We start from the raw sequence: 16,666 nt of genomic DNA, 5'->3' as shown, positions 1-16,666 counted from the left end.
ACTTCCCCCAAATGCCTGCCGTCGCGCCCGGCCCTGTCAGGCGGACGGCTCGTCGATCGCCGGCAGCGACACCGTCACCGCGGTGCCGACGCCGACTTCGCTGTCGACCGTCACGCTGCCGCCATGGCGCGTGACGACCGTCTTCACGAATGCCATGCCGAGCCCCGAACCCGAGATCTCGGGCCGCTCGCCGGCATGGAACCGCTTGAAACGTTCGAACAGATGCCGCTGATCTTCCGGCGCGATCCCGTAGCCCTGATCGCGGACCGTGCAGAACATCCGTTTCGATGCATGCTCGACCGTCAGCGTACACGTGATCACCGTGTCCGACGGACTGTATTTGACCGCGTTGTTCAGCAGGTTGACGAATGCGCGCGTGATCAGCGAGCGATCGGCACGCGTCCACCCCATGTCGGTACGGATATCGGTATCGATGCGGATGCGCTTGGCCTGCGCCTGCGGCCACACTTCGTCGCTCGCATCGATCAGCACGTCGACGAGGCTCGTCGGCTCGAGCTGGTACGCCTGCGACTCCGCGCGCGCCAGCTGCACGAACTCGTCGGCAAGCGACAGCGCGCGATGCGCATAGCGCTCGATCCGCCCGAGCAGCCCGCGCATCGCATCGGTTTCGACGCGATCCCGCTCGATCTCGACCAGCGCGAGGATCGACGACTGCGGCGAGCGCATGTCGTGCGACAACAGGTGCAGCGCCTCCTCGCGCTGCCGCTCGGCCGCATGCAGCTCGGTCACGTCCACCAGGCCCGCGATCCAGCCGGTCACCCGGCCCTGCGCGTTCGTACATGGCGCGTAGCGTAACAGATGGTCGAGCCCGTCGCGGTCGCGCACCTCGATCCCCCGCGCCATCGCGTCGTGTTCGGCGCCAAGCGTCGGGTCGAGTGCGGCCGGCCAGTGTTCGCGGATCGCGACGTCGTGCTCGGCGTTGCCGTCAACCGTCTTCATGAAGGTCAGCTCGCCGAGCGCCGTGCGCAGCGGCTGCCCTTCCGCCGCCGGCAGCGCGAGCCGCGCGCCGTAGCGCTTTGCCGCATGGTTTGCGATCAGCACGGTGCCGGCCAGGTCGGTCACGAAGATCGGCTCCGGCATGCTGTCGAGGCTGTCCCATACGAAGCGCTTCATGTCCTGCACGCGCTGCGCGGCCTGCGCCATCAGCGCCATTTGCCGCTCGAGCACGTCGCCGCCGACGCTGCGCGTGCGCGGCGCCTCGGGCAGCAGGTGCGGCTCGTCGGCGAGGCGCTGCAGCTCGCGGCGCAGGTACGACATCGTCATCTCGAGGCGCCGCCAGTTCCAGATCGGATACACGGCGATCAGCCCGAAAATCGCAGGCGCGGGCGACAGCCACACGCGCGCCTCGAACAGCAGCGCGACGCTCGCGACGACGGCCAGCGCCGCGAGGCTCAGCGTCAGCAACAGCCCGCGCCACGGCGACAGCATCAGGAAACCGCCGAGCAACACCGCGAGCGGCAACAGCGACGCGGCGAAGAGCCCGACGCGCGGCACCGGCGTGATCGCGCTGCCGGTCGTCAGCATGTCGAGCACGTTCGCATGGATGTACACGCCGGCAAGCGGGCCGAAGTCGCCCGACACCGGCGTCGCGAACCGGTCGTAAAGCCCCGATGCGGTCACGCCGACGACGACGATCTTGCCGCGCAACGCGTCCGGTTTCACGCGGCCTTCGAGCACGTCGTCGAACGACAGGGTCGGATACGCAGGCGTACTGCGACTGAACGGAATCAGGTAACGGCCCTCGCCCGCCGCGTCGCGCGCCAGGTCGTGCGCGTTCGGGCCGGGCGCGCCGCCAACCGGATGCAGGCGGCCGGCCTGGATCGCGCGATAGACCGGCACCATCAGTTGCGGCCAGCGCACGCGCCCGTCGCTTTCGAACAGCGCGACACTGCGCACGATGCCGTCGGGATCGACTTCGAGGTTGATGTGGCCGAGTCCCATCGCGCGTGCCGCGAGTTCGGCCACCGGCGGATCGACGGTACGGGTGCCGTCAGCCTGCTCGGGGCTTAGCAGCACAGGGAGAAACGTCGGCACACGGGCCATCGCGTCGGCGAATGCGCGGTCGTCGGGCGACTGCTCGGTAAACAGCACGTCGTACACGACGGCAGCCGGCTGCGCGCGAGCGAGCGTGTCGAGCAGCCTCGCATGCACGGTCCGCGGCCACGGCCAGCGACCCAGTGCCGCCACGCTCGGGTTGTCGATATCGACGACGACGACATCGGGCGACAGCGGCAGGCTGCGCAGCATCAGCAACCGGTCGTAGATCAACCCGTCGACGCTCGACGACAGCCGGCCGAGCGCGCATGCGAGGATTACCGCGATCCCCAGACAGCCGATCGCGATCCATTCGATGAGGAAGCGGCGGCCGAGGCGCCGCCGCGGGGAAACGGATTCGGGTTTCATGCGCCGCGGGTCAACGCGACAACGTGAACGCGCTGACCGGACTCGTCTTCTGATAGAACTTGCCGCCGTCGAACTCCTCGACCGTCACTGCCCAGTAGTAGTCGCCGGGCGGCAGGTGCGCGACGGAGATCGTGCGCGCCTGCAGGCCGACCTGGTCGACGACGGGCGCACTGAGGTCTTTCGACCGCGACAGCACGAACCGGTAGCGCGCGTCCTTGCCCGCGCCGTTCGGCGACCAGCGGAACTCGTAGCCTTCGGCGCTCGGCGACGCGGTCGCGTCGAGCCCCATCTGGCGCCGCTCGAACGCATAGATGCGCGGCATGCCTTCGAGGCCGTTCGCGTCGATCGCGGCGATTCGCACGAAGTACGTGCCGTTCGGTACGTCGCGGAACACCGCGCGCGACGAATCGGTTCGCGTTTCGCGGAACACGTTCAGCAGGCCCGCGTCGTGCGCGAGCTGCAGGCGGTACGCGCGCGCATCCGCAAGCGGCGCGATGTCGAACGCGATGTCCGGCTCGTCCTGCACCTTGTCGGGATGCACGAGCGCCGGTGCGGACAGCAGCTGCACGGGCGCGCCAACCGCCCCGGACGACGTCGCGACGCTGCCGAAGCTCGCATGCACGAGCGTCGGGTCGGCCGGGCGCCGCGTGCCCGCTACGCCGACGGTGCCGTCGAGCACTTCGACGCGCGTCGCCGCATTGCCGGCCGCGTCGTAGTTCACGCGGAACCGCGTGCCGCGCACGCCGGCCACGACCGACGGCGAGCGGATCTGAAAGCGGTCGTCGCGCTTCTTCAGATGGGTGACTTCGCTGTCGACCGAGCCGCGCGTGAGCTCGAATTCGCGATCGAGCGTGCCGGTCAGCACGGTGCGGCGCAGCGTCTTCAGATCGAGCTGGCTGTCGGGCGGCATGCTCATGTGCGTGCCGTCGGCCAGTTCGAGCGTCACGAAACCGTTCGCGCCGGTGCGCACGCGATCGCCCTCGCCGAGCGTCGCATCGTTCGCGAGCGGCGCATACGCACCGCCGGACGCGCGCTCGGCCGAACCCTGCACAGCGACGACGCGCGCGGTCAGCTTTTCCTTGCGCAAACGCGCAACCGGCAGCTTCAGCGCGATGCCAGGCTGCAGACGCTTCGGTGCGGGCACGCCGTTGATCTGTTGCAGCAATTGCCAGTCGTCCGGCCCCTGCAGATAGCGTGCGGCGACGTCGTACAGCGTGTCGCCGGCATGCGTGCGATAGACGACCGTCTTTCCTGCGGCGGCGGGCGGCTGGGCGGCGGCCTGCTGCGCAGCGCATGCGGACGCGAACGCGACCGCGCACGCCACGCGCAATGCGGCCGTGGGCGGGCCCGCCGTGCGCTGCGCGATTCCCGCGGTCACTCCGGTTCTCCGTGGCCGACCCGCTCGAGCCTGTAGCCGTAACCGTAGATCGGCGCGAGACGATAGCCGTTCTCCGGCCGCAGGCCGAGCTTCGTGCGCAGCATCGAGATGTGCGTATCCATCGTACGCGACGGAATGTCCGTCGCCTGCTTCCACACCAGATCCAGGATGTGCGCACGCGACAGCGGCCGGTCGAGATGCTGGAACAGCAGCAGCGCGAGCTCGAACTCCTTCTGCGTGAGGCTCACGGGCTTGTCGCCGACATACGCCTGCTTCAGGTTCACGTCGAAGCGGAACTGGTCGAATTCGCGTACGGTCGCCTCGGCGTTGACCGGATACGCGCGACGCAGCAGCGAGCCGATGCGCGCGCGCAGGATCGGGCCGGAGACGGGCTTGACCACGTAATCGTCGGCGCCGGCGTTGAGGATCTGCGTGATCCCCGCCTCGTCGTCGCGACTCGTCATGAAGATGATCGGCAGGCCGTGCTCGGTCTGGTTCGCACGCACCCACTTGAGCACTTCCTCGCCGGACATGTCCGGCACGTTCCAGTCGAGCACGAGCAGATCGAACGTCTCCCGTTGCAGACGCTTCTTCAGCGCCTTGCCTTCCTTGAACGCATAGCAAGTGTGGCCGGCGGCCGTCAGCGTTTGACTGACGAAATCCGTCTGGGCCGGATCGTCATCCAGTACAGCAATTCTCATAGCACCCCGCAAATCGAAATCGATTCGTCCAGTTCAGCTTCCGCGCTCACACCGCCGCGCGCCATGCGCGTGCACGGCCCCCGACACCGGCCGGAGAGCCGCCATTTGCGCCCGCGCAAGCTGCGCGGCGCGACGCCCCGGTAAATATCTCAAAAACGGGGCACGGACGAACCGGCGATTTCATCATAGTAGTATGAAATTCGCCGAGAAATTGCGCGGACTACGGTCCTTTGTTCGAATAATCCTTCCCGTCGCGCGCTCACGCGCTTAATCGACACCTGCGACACCTGCGACACCTGCGACGCCTGCGCCGACGGCCGGCTCGGCCCAATCGGCGGCCGACGCGCATCGCAGCCGGTCAGCCGGCAATGCGTCGGCCTGCGGTTGCGTCGGCCGCCGCAGCACGGGTTGCCCCTGCCCCAGCATCCGCTCCAGCTGCCCTCGCACGCGCTCCCAAGCCGTGGCCGCATAGTCCGGCTGGCTCGCCGCCCACGCGTGGGCCAGATCGAACACCCGCTCGACGGTCGCCCCGCAATACGTAACCGTAACGCCCGCGCCGTCGATTTGCGCGGCGTCCCGCAGACGTTCGTCGATCGACTCGGCGAGCCACGGCATCTCGGCCGCCGCCGAATCCGCATACGCCTCCAGCGCGGCACGCGCGTGGCGATCCTGTTGCGGATCGAGTTCGATCCGGCTCAAGCCGACCGCATGGGCGGCCAACGTGCATTCCGCCGCGGACGGACTTCGAATGGTCCCTGGTCTGAAGGACATGTCCTCTCCCCGTTTGTACGACGGTAGCGTCACGCTCGACCCTGGCCTGCGTCGTCCGACGTACCGTGGCCGGTGCATCCATCCGAGACGGACGACCGGCCGGGTCAGTATACGCAGCCCGTCGCAACGCGAGGTTTAAGAATTGTCAGAGGCGCGAAGCCTTCGGTGGCGCGGCACGACCGCAGCGGGACCCTGCCCGGCGACGTGCCGCGAGAGGCGCGTGATGCGGGCCGTCAGCGGCGGCGCATCAGGAACACGAACGTCTTGTCCTGCGTCGTCACTTCGACGATCTCGTTGCCCGTCTGCTTCGCGAACGCGGCGAAATCGCGCTGTGAGCCCGGATCGGTCGCGAGCACCTTGAGGATCTGCCCGCTTTCCATATCGGCGAGCGCTTTCTTCGCGCGCAGGATCGGCAACGGGCAATTGAGCCCGCGCGCGTCCACTTCCTTGTGAATCTGCATCGGCTGTCGACCTTCGAATGACGCGCCCCACGGGCGCGGGAGGAAGCGGCGATTTTACCGCAGCGCGGCCGCGGCTGCCCGCGCTGGCGGCGGCCGCACCGGACCGCTGCGGCGGATGCGCACTGGCCCGTACTTGCCGCTCACGCAGCCTTCAGGCGCCCTTCACACGCTCGAGAAACCGCCGGCGAGCCGCTCCCGCAAATGCCGCACCAGCGCGCGCACCGCGCTTGGCACGACGGCGCTGTACGGCCGGATCGCGAAGATGTGTTCGCCGAACGCGCCCGACGGCCGCCAGCCGTCGAGCAATGCAACAAGCCGGCCGGCGTCGAGATCGCGCCGTGCGCTGAAATCGGGCAGCAGCGCGATGCCGAGCCCGCCGAGCGCGGCCTCGCGCATCGCCTCGCTGTTGTTCGCCGCGAAGCTGCCGCGCACCGGCACGCTCACCCGCTGGCGCCGCCTTCCGTCCGGCTCGAAGCTCCACGCGGCCGGCTCGTTGTCGCGCAGGTAGCACAGGCAGCTGTGCTCGACCAGCTCGCTCGGGTGGCGCGGCGCGCCTCGCGCGTCCAGGTAGTCGCGGCTCGCAACCAGCAGCGAGCGCGTATCGCACAGTTTCCACGCGACGTGCGTCTGCGGCGCGGTGGTCGTGTGGCGGATTGCGAGGTCGAAACCCTCGTGCGTCAGCGAATGCAGCCGGTCGGACAAGTCGAGCTCGATGTGCACGCCCGGATGCTGCCGCAGGAACTCCGGCAGGTGCGGCACGATCTGCTGGCGCCCGAGCGCAACGGGCGCGGTCACGCGCAGCAACCCGCGCGGTTCGCCGGCCAGATCCTTCACGCGCGCGAAGTGCTGGCCGATCGACTCGAACGCGTCGCGCGTGCTGTCGACCAGCGTCTGGCCAGCGTCGGTGAGCCGCACGCTGCGCGTCGTGCGCCGCACGAGCGGCACGCCGGCCGCCTTCTCGAGATCGGCGATGCGCTGGCTCATCGCGGCCTTGCTGATGCCCAGCCGCTGCGCGGCGGCCGTGAAGCTGCCTGCCGCGGCAAGCACCGTCAACGAATGGATATGCGGCCACAGCGCCTGGACATTTTGCTGATTCATCCAGCGATTATTCAGAATTCTGAACAGTGAATCAAGCCGCGCGGCCTTCTCCCGCCTCCCCGCTTTGCCTAGACTAGGTTCCGTCCACCCCCAATCCCGCCAGGAGACACGCATGACCACGGTTCCCGCCTACACGTCCGACGCCGACGTCGGCCACTACATCGACGGCGCGCCCGTTGCCGGCCGCAGCGGCCGCTTCCAGGACGTCTTCAATCCGGCGCTCGGCCGTGCGGTGCGCCGCGTCGCACTCGCAGCCGACGACGAAGTGCAGCGCGCCGTCGCGTCGGCCCGTGCGGCGTTTCCGGCCTGGGCCGACACGCCGCCGATCCGCCGCGCGCGCGTGCTGCACCGCTTCCTGCAGCTGATGAACGAACACCGCGACACGCTTGCGGCGATCATCACTGCCGAGCACGGCAAGGTGTTCTCCGATGCGCAAGGCGAGGTCGCGCGCGGCATCGACATCATCGAATTCGCGTGCGGCGTGCCGCAACTGCTGAAGGGCGACTTCACCGACCAGGTCAGCACCGGGATCGACAACTGGACGATGCGCCAGCCGCTCGGCGTCGTCGCGGGCATCACGCCGTTCAACTTCCCGTGCATGGTGCCGTGCTGGATGTTCCCGGTCGCGCTTGCGACGGGCAACACGTTCGTGCTGAAGCCGAGCGAGCGCGACCCGTCGGCCGCGCTGTTCATCGCCGACCTGCTTGCGCAGGCAGGGCTGCCCGCCGGCGTATTCAACGTCGTGCAGGGCGACAAGGGCGCCGTCGACGCGCTCCTCGATCATCCGGACGTGCAGGCCGTCAGCTTCGTCGGCTCGACGCCGATCGCGGCGTACGTGCAGCAGCGCGCGGTGCAGTCCGGCAAGCGCGTGCAGGCGCTCGGCGGTGCGAAGAACCACCTCGTCGTGATGCCCGACGCGAACATCGAGCAGGCCGTCGACGCGCTGATCGGCGCCGCCTACGGCTCGGCCGGCGAACGTTGCATGGCGATCAGCATCGCGGTGCTGGTTGGCGACGTGGCCGACAAGATCGTGCCGGCGGTCGCCGAGCGCGCACGCAAGCTGGTGATCGGCGACGGGATGTCGCCGGAAGTGGAGATGGGCCCGATCGTCACCGGCGACGCGCTCAAGCGCATCGAAGGCTATATCGAACAAGGGGTCGCCGAAGGCGCGCAGCTGGTGGTCGACGGGCGCGGGTTGCGCGTGCCGGGCCGCGACGCTGGCTTCTTCACCGGCGGCACGCTGTTCGATCACGTGCGCCCCGACATGCGCATCTACAAGGAAGAGATCTTCGGGCCGGTGCTCGGCTGCGTGCGCGTGAAGGACTTCGGCGAAGCCGTCGACCTGATCAATGCGCATGAATTCGGCAACGGCGTTTCATGCTTCACGAGCGACGGCGGCATCGCGCGCGAATTCGCACGACGCATCCAGGTCGGCATGGTCGGCATCAACGTGCCGATTCCGGTGCCGATGGCCTGGCACGGCTTCGGCGGCTGGAAGAAAAGCCTGTTCGGCGACATGCATGCATACGGCGAAGAAGGCGTGCGCTTCTATACGCGCCAGAAATCGGTGATGCAGCGCTGGTCGTCGAGCATCGGCAAGGGCGCCGAATTCGCGATGCCGACCGCGAAGTAAGTGACGAGCCACGCGCCGCCCGCCAACCCAATGCGCGGGCGGCGCGCCAACGGAAGGCCGGTGTCAGCCGGCCTTCGTGCCGTGTGCGCCGTCGGCGGTCGGCAGGTAAGACAGCTCGAGCCGGTACGCGAGCGCCACGAACAGGCTCTGCGCGAGCCCCATCGTCGCGGTCAGCGCGCGAAACCCGAACGTCGCGCTCTCCTGCACCATCAGCGTCACCTCCGCCACCCGCGCGAGCGGGCTCATCCGGCTGTCGGTGATCGCGATCAGCCGCGCGCCGCGCTGCACGGCCTGCTGCGCGACCTGCACCGTCTCTTCGGCGTACGGCATGAACGAGATCACGATCATGACGTCGCCCGCGCGCACCGAGCGGATCTGCCCGAGATGCATGCTGCCCAGCGCGCTGAACAGACCGATACGCTTGTCGGTGTGCTGCAGCGCATAGTCGAGATACACGGCGATCGGAAACGCGCGGCGCGAGCCGGCAATCCAGATCGCCTGCGTGTCGGCGAGTAGATCGACGGCCTGCGCGAGCGCGTGCGGGTCGAGGGTCTGCCGCAGCTGCTGCATCCCGGCAATGCTGCCCTTGATGAATTCATCGGCGATCTGCTCCGGCTGCAGGCTCGACTCGCCCGATTCGATCACGTCGCGCAGCCGCAGGCTGTACGCGCGACCCGGCGCGATCTGCTGGGCCAGCCCCTCGCGGAACAGCCGCTGCATCTCGGAAAAGCCGGAAAAGCCGAAATGCTTCGCGAACCGGACGACGGCCGACGGCTGCACGCCGCACGCCTCCGCAAGCGACTGGATGCCTTCCAGGCCCAGTTGGTCCCGATGCGTTTCCACATGACGCGCAATCACCTTCAGGCGATTGCTGAGGCCGTCGTACTCCTGCGTCAGATGCTGCAGGAACGCCTCGACGGTGGCGGGTGGTTTGTCGGATGAACTCATCGGATAGCGCGAAGTTGACGGCCCGATGCGCGCGCCGCCTGCGCGTGCGCCCGGGACTCACCTGTGGACATGCATGAAGGGCGAATTTAATCACGTTTGCGGCACGGCCTGCGCCGCACCCTCGCTCCCACGCGCTCGATCATCACCTGCACACGCTCCGCGGCCGGAATGGAAACGATTTTCCAACGCGGTTGCGGCGCCGTAAAGATTAGGGCGTCTACCGAGGCCGATGCGCACCGCTACGCCGCGGGCCGCCCGCAGCCACGCCGGAGCGCCGGCCGACGCCGCGCATCGACCGGCGCCGGCTCATCGATAGTCGACCCACACGCCGCCCGCATCGGCGGACCGCACGCAGTTCTCCACCCACCGCACGCCTTCGACGCCTGCGTGGACGTCCGGAAAGCGGATGCGCTTCAACGTCTGCGCGTCGCCGCGATCGGCGGCGTCCATCGCGAGCGCGAAGCGCGCGTACAGATTCGACCACGCCTCGAACAGCCCTTCCGGATGCCCGGCGCCGATGCGGTCTTCGCGCGTCGCGTTCGGATGCAGGTACGGCATCCCGCGATCGAGCACCTGTGCAGGCTGCCCCTGGATCTCGTAGCGCAACTGGTTCGGATGTTCGTCCCACCATTCGACGCTCGCCTTCGACCCGATGACGCGAACCTTCTGCCCGTGCATCGACCCTGCATTCACCGCGCTCGACCACACGTAACCGATCGCGCCCGTGTCGTACTCCATGATCGTGAACGCGTTGTCCTCCAGCGGCGCGCGGCTCTTCACGAAGCTCTGCCGCGAGCACATCAGCCGCTTGATCTTGAGTTCGGGCGCCATCACTTCGGAGATGTACAGCGGGTGGGTGCCGATGTCGCCGAGCACGTAGCTCGGCCCCGCGAACCTAGGGTCGACACGCCAGCGCGCGGCCGCGCTCGCCGCTTCGACGCCGTCGCTATGAAAGCCGTGCGCGAACTGCATCTGCACGATCCGGATGTCGCCGAGATCGCCGCGCGCGATCATTTCCCGCGCCTGCTCGATCATCTGGTGTCCCGAATAGCCGTACGCAACGCCGACGATGCGGTTCTTCTCGACCGACAGCCGTTGCAGCGTCTCGGCCTCCTCGGTCGTGAAGCAAAGCGGCTTCTCGCATACGACGTGCAGCCCCGCGTTCAGCGCCGCTCGGCAAATTTCGAAGTGCGTGTTGTTCGGCGTCGCGATCGACACCGCACGGATGCCGTCGGCGCGCTTCGCCTCGGCGTCGAACATCGTCCGGTAGTCGGGATAGCAGCGGTCCGCGGCAACGCCGAGCTTCACGCCGAACTGCCGCCCGCGTTCGGCATCGATGTCGAAGGCGCCGGCAACGAGCTGGAAGCTGCCGTCGCGCAATGCGGCCGACCGGTGGCTGTAGCCGATCTGGCTGCCAAGCCCGCCGCCGACCATGCCCCAGCGAATCGAATGTCCGAGCAGAATCTGTCCGTCGATCATGATTGTCGTGTTCCTGTCCGTGTTCAGCATTCAGAGTGTGTGCAGACGACCGGGCCGACGCCCGCTTACGCGAAGCCGGCCGATGCGAGAAACGCGCGGCTTGCCGCGACGTCGCGCAGGCTCGTACCGGCGTTGCGCGGATCGCGCTCCTGTTCGATCGTGATGTAGCCCGCATACGCGATGTCGTCGAGCGCGCGGCGGATCGCGCGGTAGTCGAGCACGCCAGCGCCGATCGGGCACATCACGCCGCGCGCGCACGCCGCGAAAAACGCAATGTGCCCACGCATCACCGCGTCGTAGACGGCGCCGTCGATATCCTTGAAATGCACGTAGTCGAGCCGCGCCGCGTGGCGGCGCAGCCATGTCTCGGGATCCATCCCCGAGTAGTACATGTGGCCCGTGTCGAGACAGAGGCCCGCCGTATCGGCCGCGATGTCGGCGATGATCCGGTCGATTTCGTCTGCGAATTCGATGTAGCCGCCCGCATGCGGATGGATCACCGCGCGCACGCCGAATTCGTCGCGCGCGAGCGTCGCGATCTCGCGAATGTGGTCGACCATCCGCGCCCAGCGGTCGGCGGACAGGCGCGGTGCGCGATCGCCATGGCCGGCCGCGTAGTCGCGCTCGTCATGTCCCCAGTCGATCACGACCAGATACGGCGCCGCGTAACGCTGGCCAGGCTGCGTCGGCAGCTTCGGCAACTGCGTGATCAGCGCACAGATCTCGCGCGTCTGGCGCAGCAGGTTCGGCAGGTTCTCCGGCGAAACCAGGTCGTCGAAGATCGTGCCGGCGGTGATGCTCAAATGCTGCCGTTCGAGCTCGGCGCTCACCACGTCGAGCTCGAGCGGGATATAGCCGTACGGGCCGAGCTCGATGCCCGAATAGCCGGCCTGTGCCGCTTCGGCGAGCACGTGCCGCCACGGCGGCAGGTGCGGGTTCTTTACGTCGTCGACGCCCCAGCAGCAGGGCGCGCAGCCAATCTTCATCGTCATGTCGGTCGGTCCGGCAGAGAAGCGGCGCATGGCCGCAAGTGGGCCGCAGGCACGCGCGGCCCGGTGTGAACGTGTTCGGCGGGTTCAGCCGCGATAAAACGCCGGGCGTTCGGCCATCGTGATCGGCTCGACCGCACCGCTGCGCTGCGCGCGCACGCATGCGTCGGCCGCGACCGCCGCCGCATAGCCGTCCCACGCGGACGGGCCGGTCAGCGCCCCTTGTTGCACGCCGTCGATGAATGCCTGCAGTTCGACGTCGTACGAAGCGATGAAACGCTCCTTCCAGTCGGTCATGATCTCGACCGAGCGCCGCGCCGCATGCTTGAGCCCGACCGCGGGCGGATCGGGCAGTTTCGCGATGCCGTTTTCGCCGACCACCTCGCACTGGATGTCGTAGCCATACTGGCAGTTCACGAAGATCTCGACGTCGATGCGCACGCCGCTCGCGGTTTCGAGCAGCACGATCTGCGGATCGGCGAGATGCGCGCTCGCGTGGCGCGTCTTCTTCGGATAGACGACCTGCGCGCTCGTGTAGTCCTCGCCGAGCAGCCAGCGCAGCACGTCGAGCTCGTGGATCAGCGTGTCGGTGATCGCCATGTCGGTCGTATAGCGCTCGCCGACCGACTGGTTGCGATGCGCGCAATGCAGCATCAGCGGCGCACCGATCTCGCCGCCGTCGATCACGCGCTTGAGCGCGCGATAGCCTTCGTCGTACGGACGCATGAAGCCGACCTGCACGAGCCGCTTGCCGTGCGCGAGTTCCGCCTCGACGATGCGCATGCAGCCTTCGGCCGTCACCGCAAGCGGTTTCTCGCAAAACACCGGCTTGCCGAGCGCGATCGCGTCGAGCACGAACGCCTCGTGCGTCGGCCCCCACGACGTGACGAGCACGGCCTGCACGTCGGCGGCGGCGACCACGTCATGGCCGTCGCCGTATATTTCCGCGTCGAGCCCGTACTTCGTCACCGCATCGCGCGCGTGCTGCGCATCGATGTCGTTGACGGCCACCACGCGCGCGCCGGATAGCGTGCGCGTGAGCCTGCGGATATGATCCTGGCCGATCGCGCCGCAGCCGATCACGCCGATTTGCAAGGTCATCCGGGTATCTCCAGTCGTTCGTTCATCAGCAGCGCGGCCCCGTGCCGTGCCGCTCGGCATTAGTCAACAAACAGTCAGCGTGCGGCCGCCCGCTCGAAATGGCGCGCGACGTAGCGCTCGATCGTGTCGCCCATGTAGCGCGACGACGCTTCCGCGCGGTCCTCCCACGCGAACACGCACGACGACATCACGCCGTCGAAGCCGGCGCTGCCGAGCGCACCGAAAAACACGTCCCAGTCGATCTCGCCCTGCCCGATGTCGAGATGCTGGTGCACGCGAATCTGGTTCGAGCCCGGCGGGTTCACGATGTAGCGCAGCTGGCTGCTCTTGCGGTGATCGAAGGTGTCGGCCACGCGCACGTGCGCGAGAACCGGCGCGGCAGCCGCGATCATCGCGGCCATGTCGTCGCCGTAATAGAACGTGTGCGGTGCGATGTACGACAGCTTCAGCGACGGCGATCCGATGTTCGTGACGATGTCGATCGCCGGCTGCAGCTGTTCGATCCAGTCCTCCGGATGCGGCTCGACCGACAGCACGATGCGTTCGCGTTCGAGGATCGGCAGCAGTTCGTCCATCGAGCGGAACCACGCGGCTTCGCACAGCTCCTTCGGATTCGCGCCGGGCCGCTCGCCGACCGAGCGCTCCGGCGACGCACCGCGTCCGAATTCGGACACCATCAACGGGCATTCCATTTCGAGCGCGACCTCGATCGCCTTCTTCCAGCAGCGCACTGCCCATTGCCGCTCGTCGTCGAACGGGCTGGCCCAGCGGTACATCGGCTGCAGCGACGCAAGTCCCACGCCGCTCGCGCGCATCGCTTGGCGGAACGCGGTCATGCGCTCGCGCGTCGCGCGCGGCATGACCCACCAGTCGAGAAAGTCGCTGCGCGGCGACAGCTCGATCTGGTCGTAACCGAGCTCCGCGACCGCGTGCGGCAGGCGGTCGAGCGGCAAATGACGAATCATGTAGGGATCCAGAGCGATCTTCATCTTCTTCCCATAAGGTTGCAGGGGCTGCCGCGACAAGTCAGCGGCGCGATTTCTTGTTGCGATACTGATCGGCGATCACGGCCGCGACGATGATCGCGCCCTTCACCATTTCCTGGTAATACGCATCGATCCGGATGAACGTGAAGCCCGACGTCATCACGCCGAGAATCAGCACGCCGATCACGGTGCCGGTCACGCGGCCAAGGCCGCCCGACAGCGACGTGCCGCCGATCACGACCGCCGCGATCGCATCGAGCTCGTACATGACGCCCATGCCCGACTGCCCGGAGATCGCACGCGCGGCCGTCACGGTGCCGGCGATACCGCTCAACAGGCCCGCAATCGCATAGACGAACACCAGATGGCGCGTCACGTTGATGCCCGACACGACGGCCGCGTGACGGTTCGCGCCAATCGCATACGTGTACTTGCCGAAGCGCGTGTAGCGCAGCACGACGTGGAAGATCGCGGCGACCACGACGAAGATGATCACCGGGTTCGCCCCCGCGCCGATCGCGGCGAACTGGTCGGTCAGCATCGACACCGGCATCCCGTTGGTGAACCACTTCGCGAAGCCGCGCGCGGCGACCATCGTGCCGAGCGTCGCGATGAACGGCGGAATGCCGGTCAGCGCGATCAGCGAACCGTTCAACAAGCCGACCAGCAGCCCGACGCACACGCCGGCCAGCACCGGCCAGATCACCGGCAGGTCGGTCAGGTGAGGAAACACGGCGCGCGGAAAGTCGGACACTTGCGCGAGGCTGGCCGACACGACGGCCGCCGCTGCCACGACCGACCCGGATGACAGGTCGATGCCGCTCGTGATGATCACGAGGTTCACTCCGACCGCGATGATGCCGATCACGGCCATCTGCAGCACGATGATCTCGAGCCGCTCCGCGTTGAACAGGAAGCTCTGCCCGACGACAAGCCAGCCGATCACTTCGAAGAACAGGCTGATGCCGACCAGCACGAGGAAGATGCTCAGTTCGGGCGGCCACTTCGCGTGCCGCGTCTTGATCGTCATGGACTGCGCGTCCGCGACCGGATTCAGGTTGCCCATTTCAATTGTCTCCATGCTTGTTGCGGCTCAGCGCGAGGCCAGGTCCATGATGCGCACCTGGTCGGCGTCCTTGCGTTCGACGATGCCGGTCATCCGGCCTTCATGCATCACCATCACGCGATCGCTCATGCCGAGCACCTCCGGCATCTCCGACGAGATCATCAGCACCGCGACGCCCTTGCCGGCTAGCGCGCTGACGAGCCGGTGGATCTCGGCCTTCGCGCCGACGTCGATGCCGCGGGTCGGCTCGTCGAGGATCAGGATGCGCGGTTGCGTGAGCAGCCATCGGCCGATCAGCACCTTCTGCTGGTTGCCGCCCGACAGGTTCTGGATTTCCTCGTGCAGGCCGGGCGTCTTCACGCGCAGCATCCGGCTCATTTCCTCGCAGTCGCGCTTCAACTGCGCGTGCCGCACGAAATTGAACTTCACGTAGCGGTTGCTGAGCACCGCCGCTTCCATGTTCGCGAGCAGGTCGAGATTCAGGAAGCAGCCGGTGTCCTTGCGGTCCTCGGTGAGGAACGCCATGCCGTGCTTCATCGCCTGCGCGGGCGTCGAAATACGCACCGGCTTGCCGTCGATCAGGATCTCGCCCGACGTGGCCGGCACGACGCCGAACAGCGCCTCCGCGACGTTCGAGCGCCCCGAACCGACGAGACCCGCGACGCCGAGGATCTCGCCCGCGCGCAGCTCGAAGCTGACGTCGCGGAACACGCCGTCGACGCCCAGGTTCTTCACGGCGAGCACGACGTCGCCGATCGGCACGTCCTCCTTCGGGAACATCTGCGTGATTTCGCGGCCGACCATCATCCGGATGATGTCGTCGCGCGTGACGTCGGCCGACGCGTGCGTGCCGATGTACTTGCCGTCGCGGAACACCGAGAACTCGTCGGCGATCTCGAACAGCTCGTTCATCTTGTGGGTGATGTAGACGATGCCCTTGCCCTGCTCGCGCAGCTGTCGAATGATCCGGAACAGGTGCGTGACCTCTTTCTCGGTCAGCGCGGAAGTCGGCTCGTCCATGATCAGCACGTCGGAATCGAACGACACGGCCTTCGCGATCTCGACCATCTGCCGGCTCGCGACCGTCAGCGTCCGCACGTCGGCTTCCGGATCGATGTCGATCGACAGCCGCTCGAACAGCGCGGCGGTGCGGCGGCGCAGCGCAGCGTGGTCGATCAGGCCGAAGCGGTTCTTCGGTTCGCGGCGGATCCAGATGTTCTCCGCGACCGTCATGTACGGCATCAGGTTGAGTTCCTGGTGGATCATCGCGATCCCGCGATCGAGCGCGTCGAGCGGGCCGTGCAGCACGACCGGCTCGCCGTTGATCAGGATCTCGCCCTGGTCCGGCGTGTACACGCCGGCGATGATCTTCATCAGCGTCGACTTGCCGGCGCCGTTCTCCCCCATCAGCGCATGCACGGTGCCGCGGCGCACGCGGAACTGCACGCCGTCGAGCGCGACGACGCCGGGAAACGATTTGCCGACGCCGCGCACTTCGAGCAGGCAATCGGCGGGGGCCGCGCCGGACGAACCGGGCGCAGCGGACGAAGCGGCCGGCGCGCTTTCACTGGCCATCGGGCGCGCCATCCTGGCTGTAAACATGGACGTTCCTCGAAAGTCTCACGCGAGCC

The 16,666-nt window shown here is 67.6% G+C and carries 14 protein-coding genes; 1 reads left to right on the top strand and 13 read right to left on the bottom strand.

What is annotated here, in order from left to right; genetic code table 11:
• Positions 1–36 precede the first annotated feature (36 nt).
• The 6 genes from WK25_RS07020 to WK25_RS06995 all read right to left on the bottom strand — a co-directional run bounded on the left by WK25_RS07020 (position 37) and on the right by WK25_RS06995 (position 6,833).
• The gene (locus WK25_RS07020; RefSeq protein WP_040143996.1) at positions 37–2,424 is read right to left on the bottom strand and encodes a CHASE2 domain-containing protein; all 2,388 of its coding nucleotides are present in this window, start codon (positions 2,422–2,424) and stop codon (positions 37–39) included.
• A gap of 10 nt (positions 2,425–2,434) precedes the next feature.
• Positions 2,435–3,802, bottom strand: coding sequence for a FecR family protein (locus WK25_RS07015; protein WP_069241300.1), 1,368 nt, complete (start codon positions 3,800–3,802; stop codon positions 2,435–2,437).
• Positions 3,799–4,503, bottom strand: a complete 705-nt coding sequence (locus WK25_RS07010; protein ID WP_069241299.1) for a response regulator transcription factor — start codon at positions 4,501–4,503, stop codon at positions 3,799–3,801. The genes WK25_RS07015 and WK25_RS07010 overlap by 4 nt, the downstream gene beginning before the upstream one ends.
• A 267-nt stretch (positions 4,504–4,770) precedes the next feature.
• A complete protein-coding gene (locus WK25_RS07005) occupies positions 4,771–5,274 on the bottom strand; it encodes a peptidase (protein ID WP_069241298.1) in 504 nt (167 codons plus the stop codon).
• A 233-nt stretch (positions 5,275–5,507) separates the two neighbouring features.
• Entirely contained in the window at positions 5,508–5,735 is a 228-nt protein-coding gene (locus WK25_RS07000) for a sulfurtransferase TusA family protein (RefSeq protein ID WP_006753156.1), read from the bottom strand.
• Between the two features lie 162 nt (positions 5,736–5,897).
• On the bottom strand, positions 5,898–6,833 hold the full coding sequence (locus WK25_RS06995) for a LysR family transcriptional regulator (RefSeq protein ID WP_069241297.1): 936 nt from the start codon (positions 6,831–6,833) through the stop codon (positions 5,898–5,900).
• Positions 6,834–6,945: 112 nt separating this feature from the next.
• Here WK25_RS06995 and WK25_RS06990 point away from each other — a divergent pair, with 112 nt between their 5' ends.
• Entirely contained in the window at positions 6,946–8,466 is a 1,521-nt protein-coding gene (locus WK25_RS06990) for a CoA-acylating methylmalonate-semialdehyde dehydrogenase (protein WP_040143991.1), read from the top strand.
• Between the two features lie 63 nt (positions 8,467–8,529).
• Here WK25_RS06990 and WK25_RS06985 read toward each other — a convergent pair whose 3' ends face one another.
• From WK25_RS06985 to WK25_RS06955, 7 genes are all read right to left on the bottom strand, one after another.
• Positions 8,530–9,414 carry a MurR/RpiR family transcriptional regulator gene (locus WK25_RS06985; protein WP_040143990.1) on the bottom strand — a complete coding sequence of 295 codons (885 nt, stop codon included), beginning with the start codon at positions 9,412–9,414 and terminating at the stop codon, positions 8,530–8,532.
• Between the two features lie 306 nt (positions 9,415–9,720).
• Positions 9,721–10,893, bottom strand: coding sequence for a Gfo/Idh/MocA family protein (locus WK25_RS06980; protein WP_069241947.1), 1,173 nt, complete (start codon positions 10,891–10,893; stop codon positions 9,721–9,723).
• Between the two features lie 65 nt (positions 10,894–10,958).
• Positions 10,959–11,885: a TIM barrel protein gene (locus tag WK25_RS06975; protein ID WP_069241296.1), complete on the bottom strand. Its 927-nt coding sequence runs from the start codon at positions 11,883–11,885 to the stop codon at positions 10,959–10,961.
• A gap of 84 nt (positions 11,886–11,969) precedes the next feature.
• Positions 11,970–12,983, bottom strand: a complete 1,014-nt coding sequence (locus WK25_RS06970) for a Gfo/Idh/MocA family protein (protein WP_069241295.1) — start codon at positions 12,981–12,983, stop codon at positions 11,970–11,972.
• 74 nt (positions 12,984–13,057) lie between these two features.
• Positions 13,058–13,972: a sugar phosphate isomerase/epimerase family protein gene (locus tag WK25_RS06965; RefSeq protein WP_069241946.1), complete on the bottom strand. Its 915-nt coding sequence runs from the start codon at positions 13,970–13,972 to the stop codon at positions 13,058–13,060.
• A gap of 37 nt (positions 13,973–14,009) precedes the next feature.
• Complete coding sequence (locus WK25_RS06960; RefSeq protein ID WP_040143986.1) at positions 14,010–15,035, bottom strand: ABC transporter permease; 1,026 nt, start codon at positions 15,033–15,035, stop codon at positions 14,010–14,012.
• 27 nt (positions 15,036–15,062) lie between these two features.
• Positions 15,063–16,637 carry a sugar ABC transporter ATP-binding protein gene (locus WK25_RS06955; protein ID WP_069241294.1) on the bottom strand — a complete coding sequence of 525 codons (1,575 nt, stop codon included), beginning with the start codon at positions 16,635–16,637 and terminating at the stop codon, positions 15,063–15,065.
• Between the last annotated feature and the right edge of the window lie 29 nt (positions 16,638–16,666).

Source organism: Burkholderia latens, from assembly GCF_001718795.1.
GTDB lineage: Bacteria > Pseudomonadota > Gammaproteobacteria > Burkholderiales > Burkholderiaceae > Burkholderia > Burkholderia latens_A.
The sequence above is the reverse complement of the archived record's forward strand: the minus strand, read 5'-3'. Positions and strand labels throughout refer to the sequence as shown.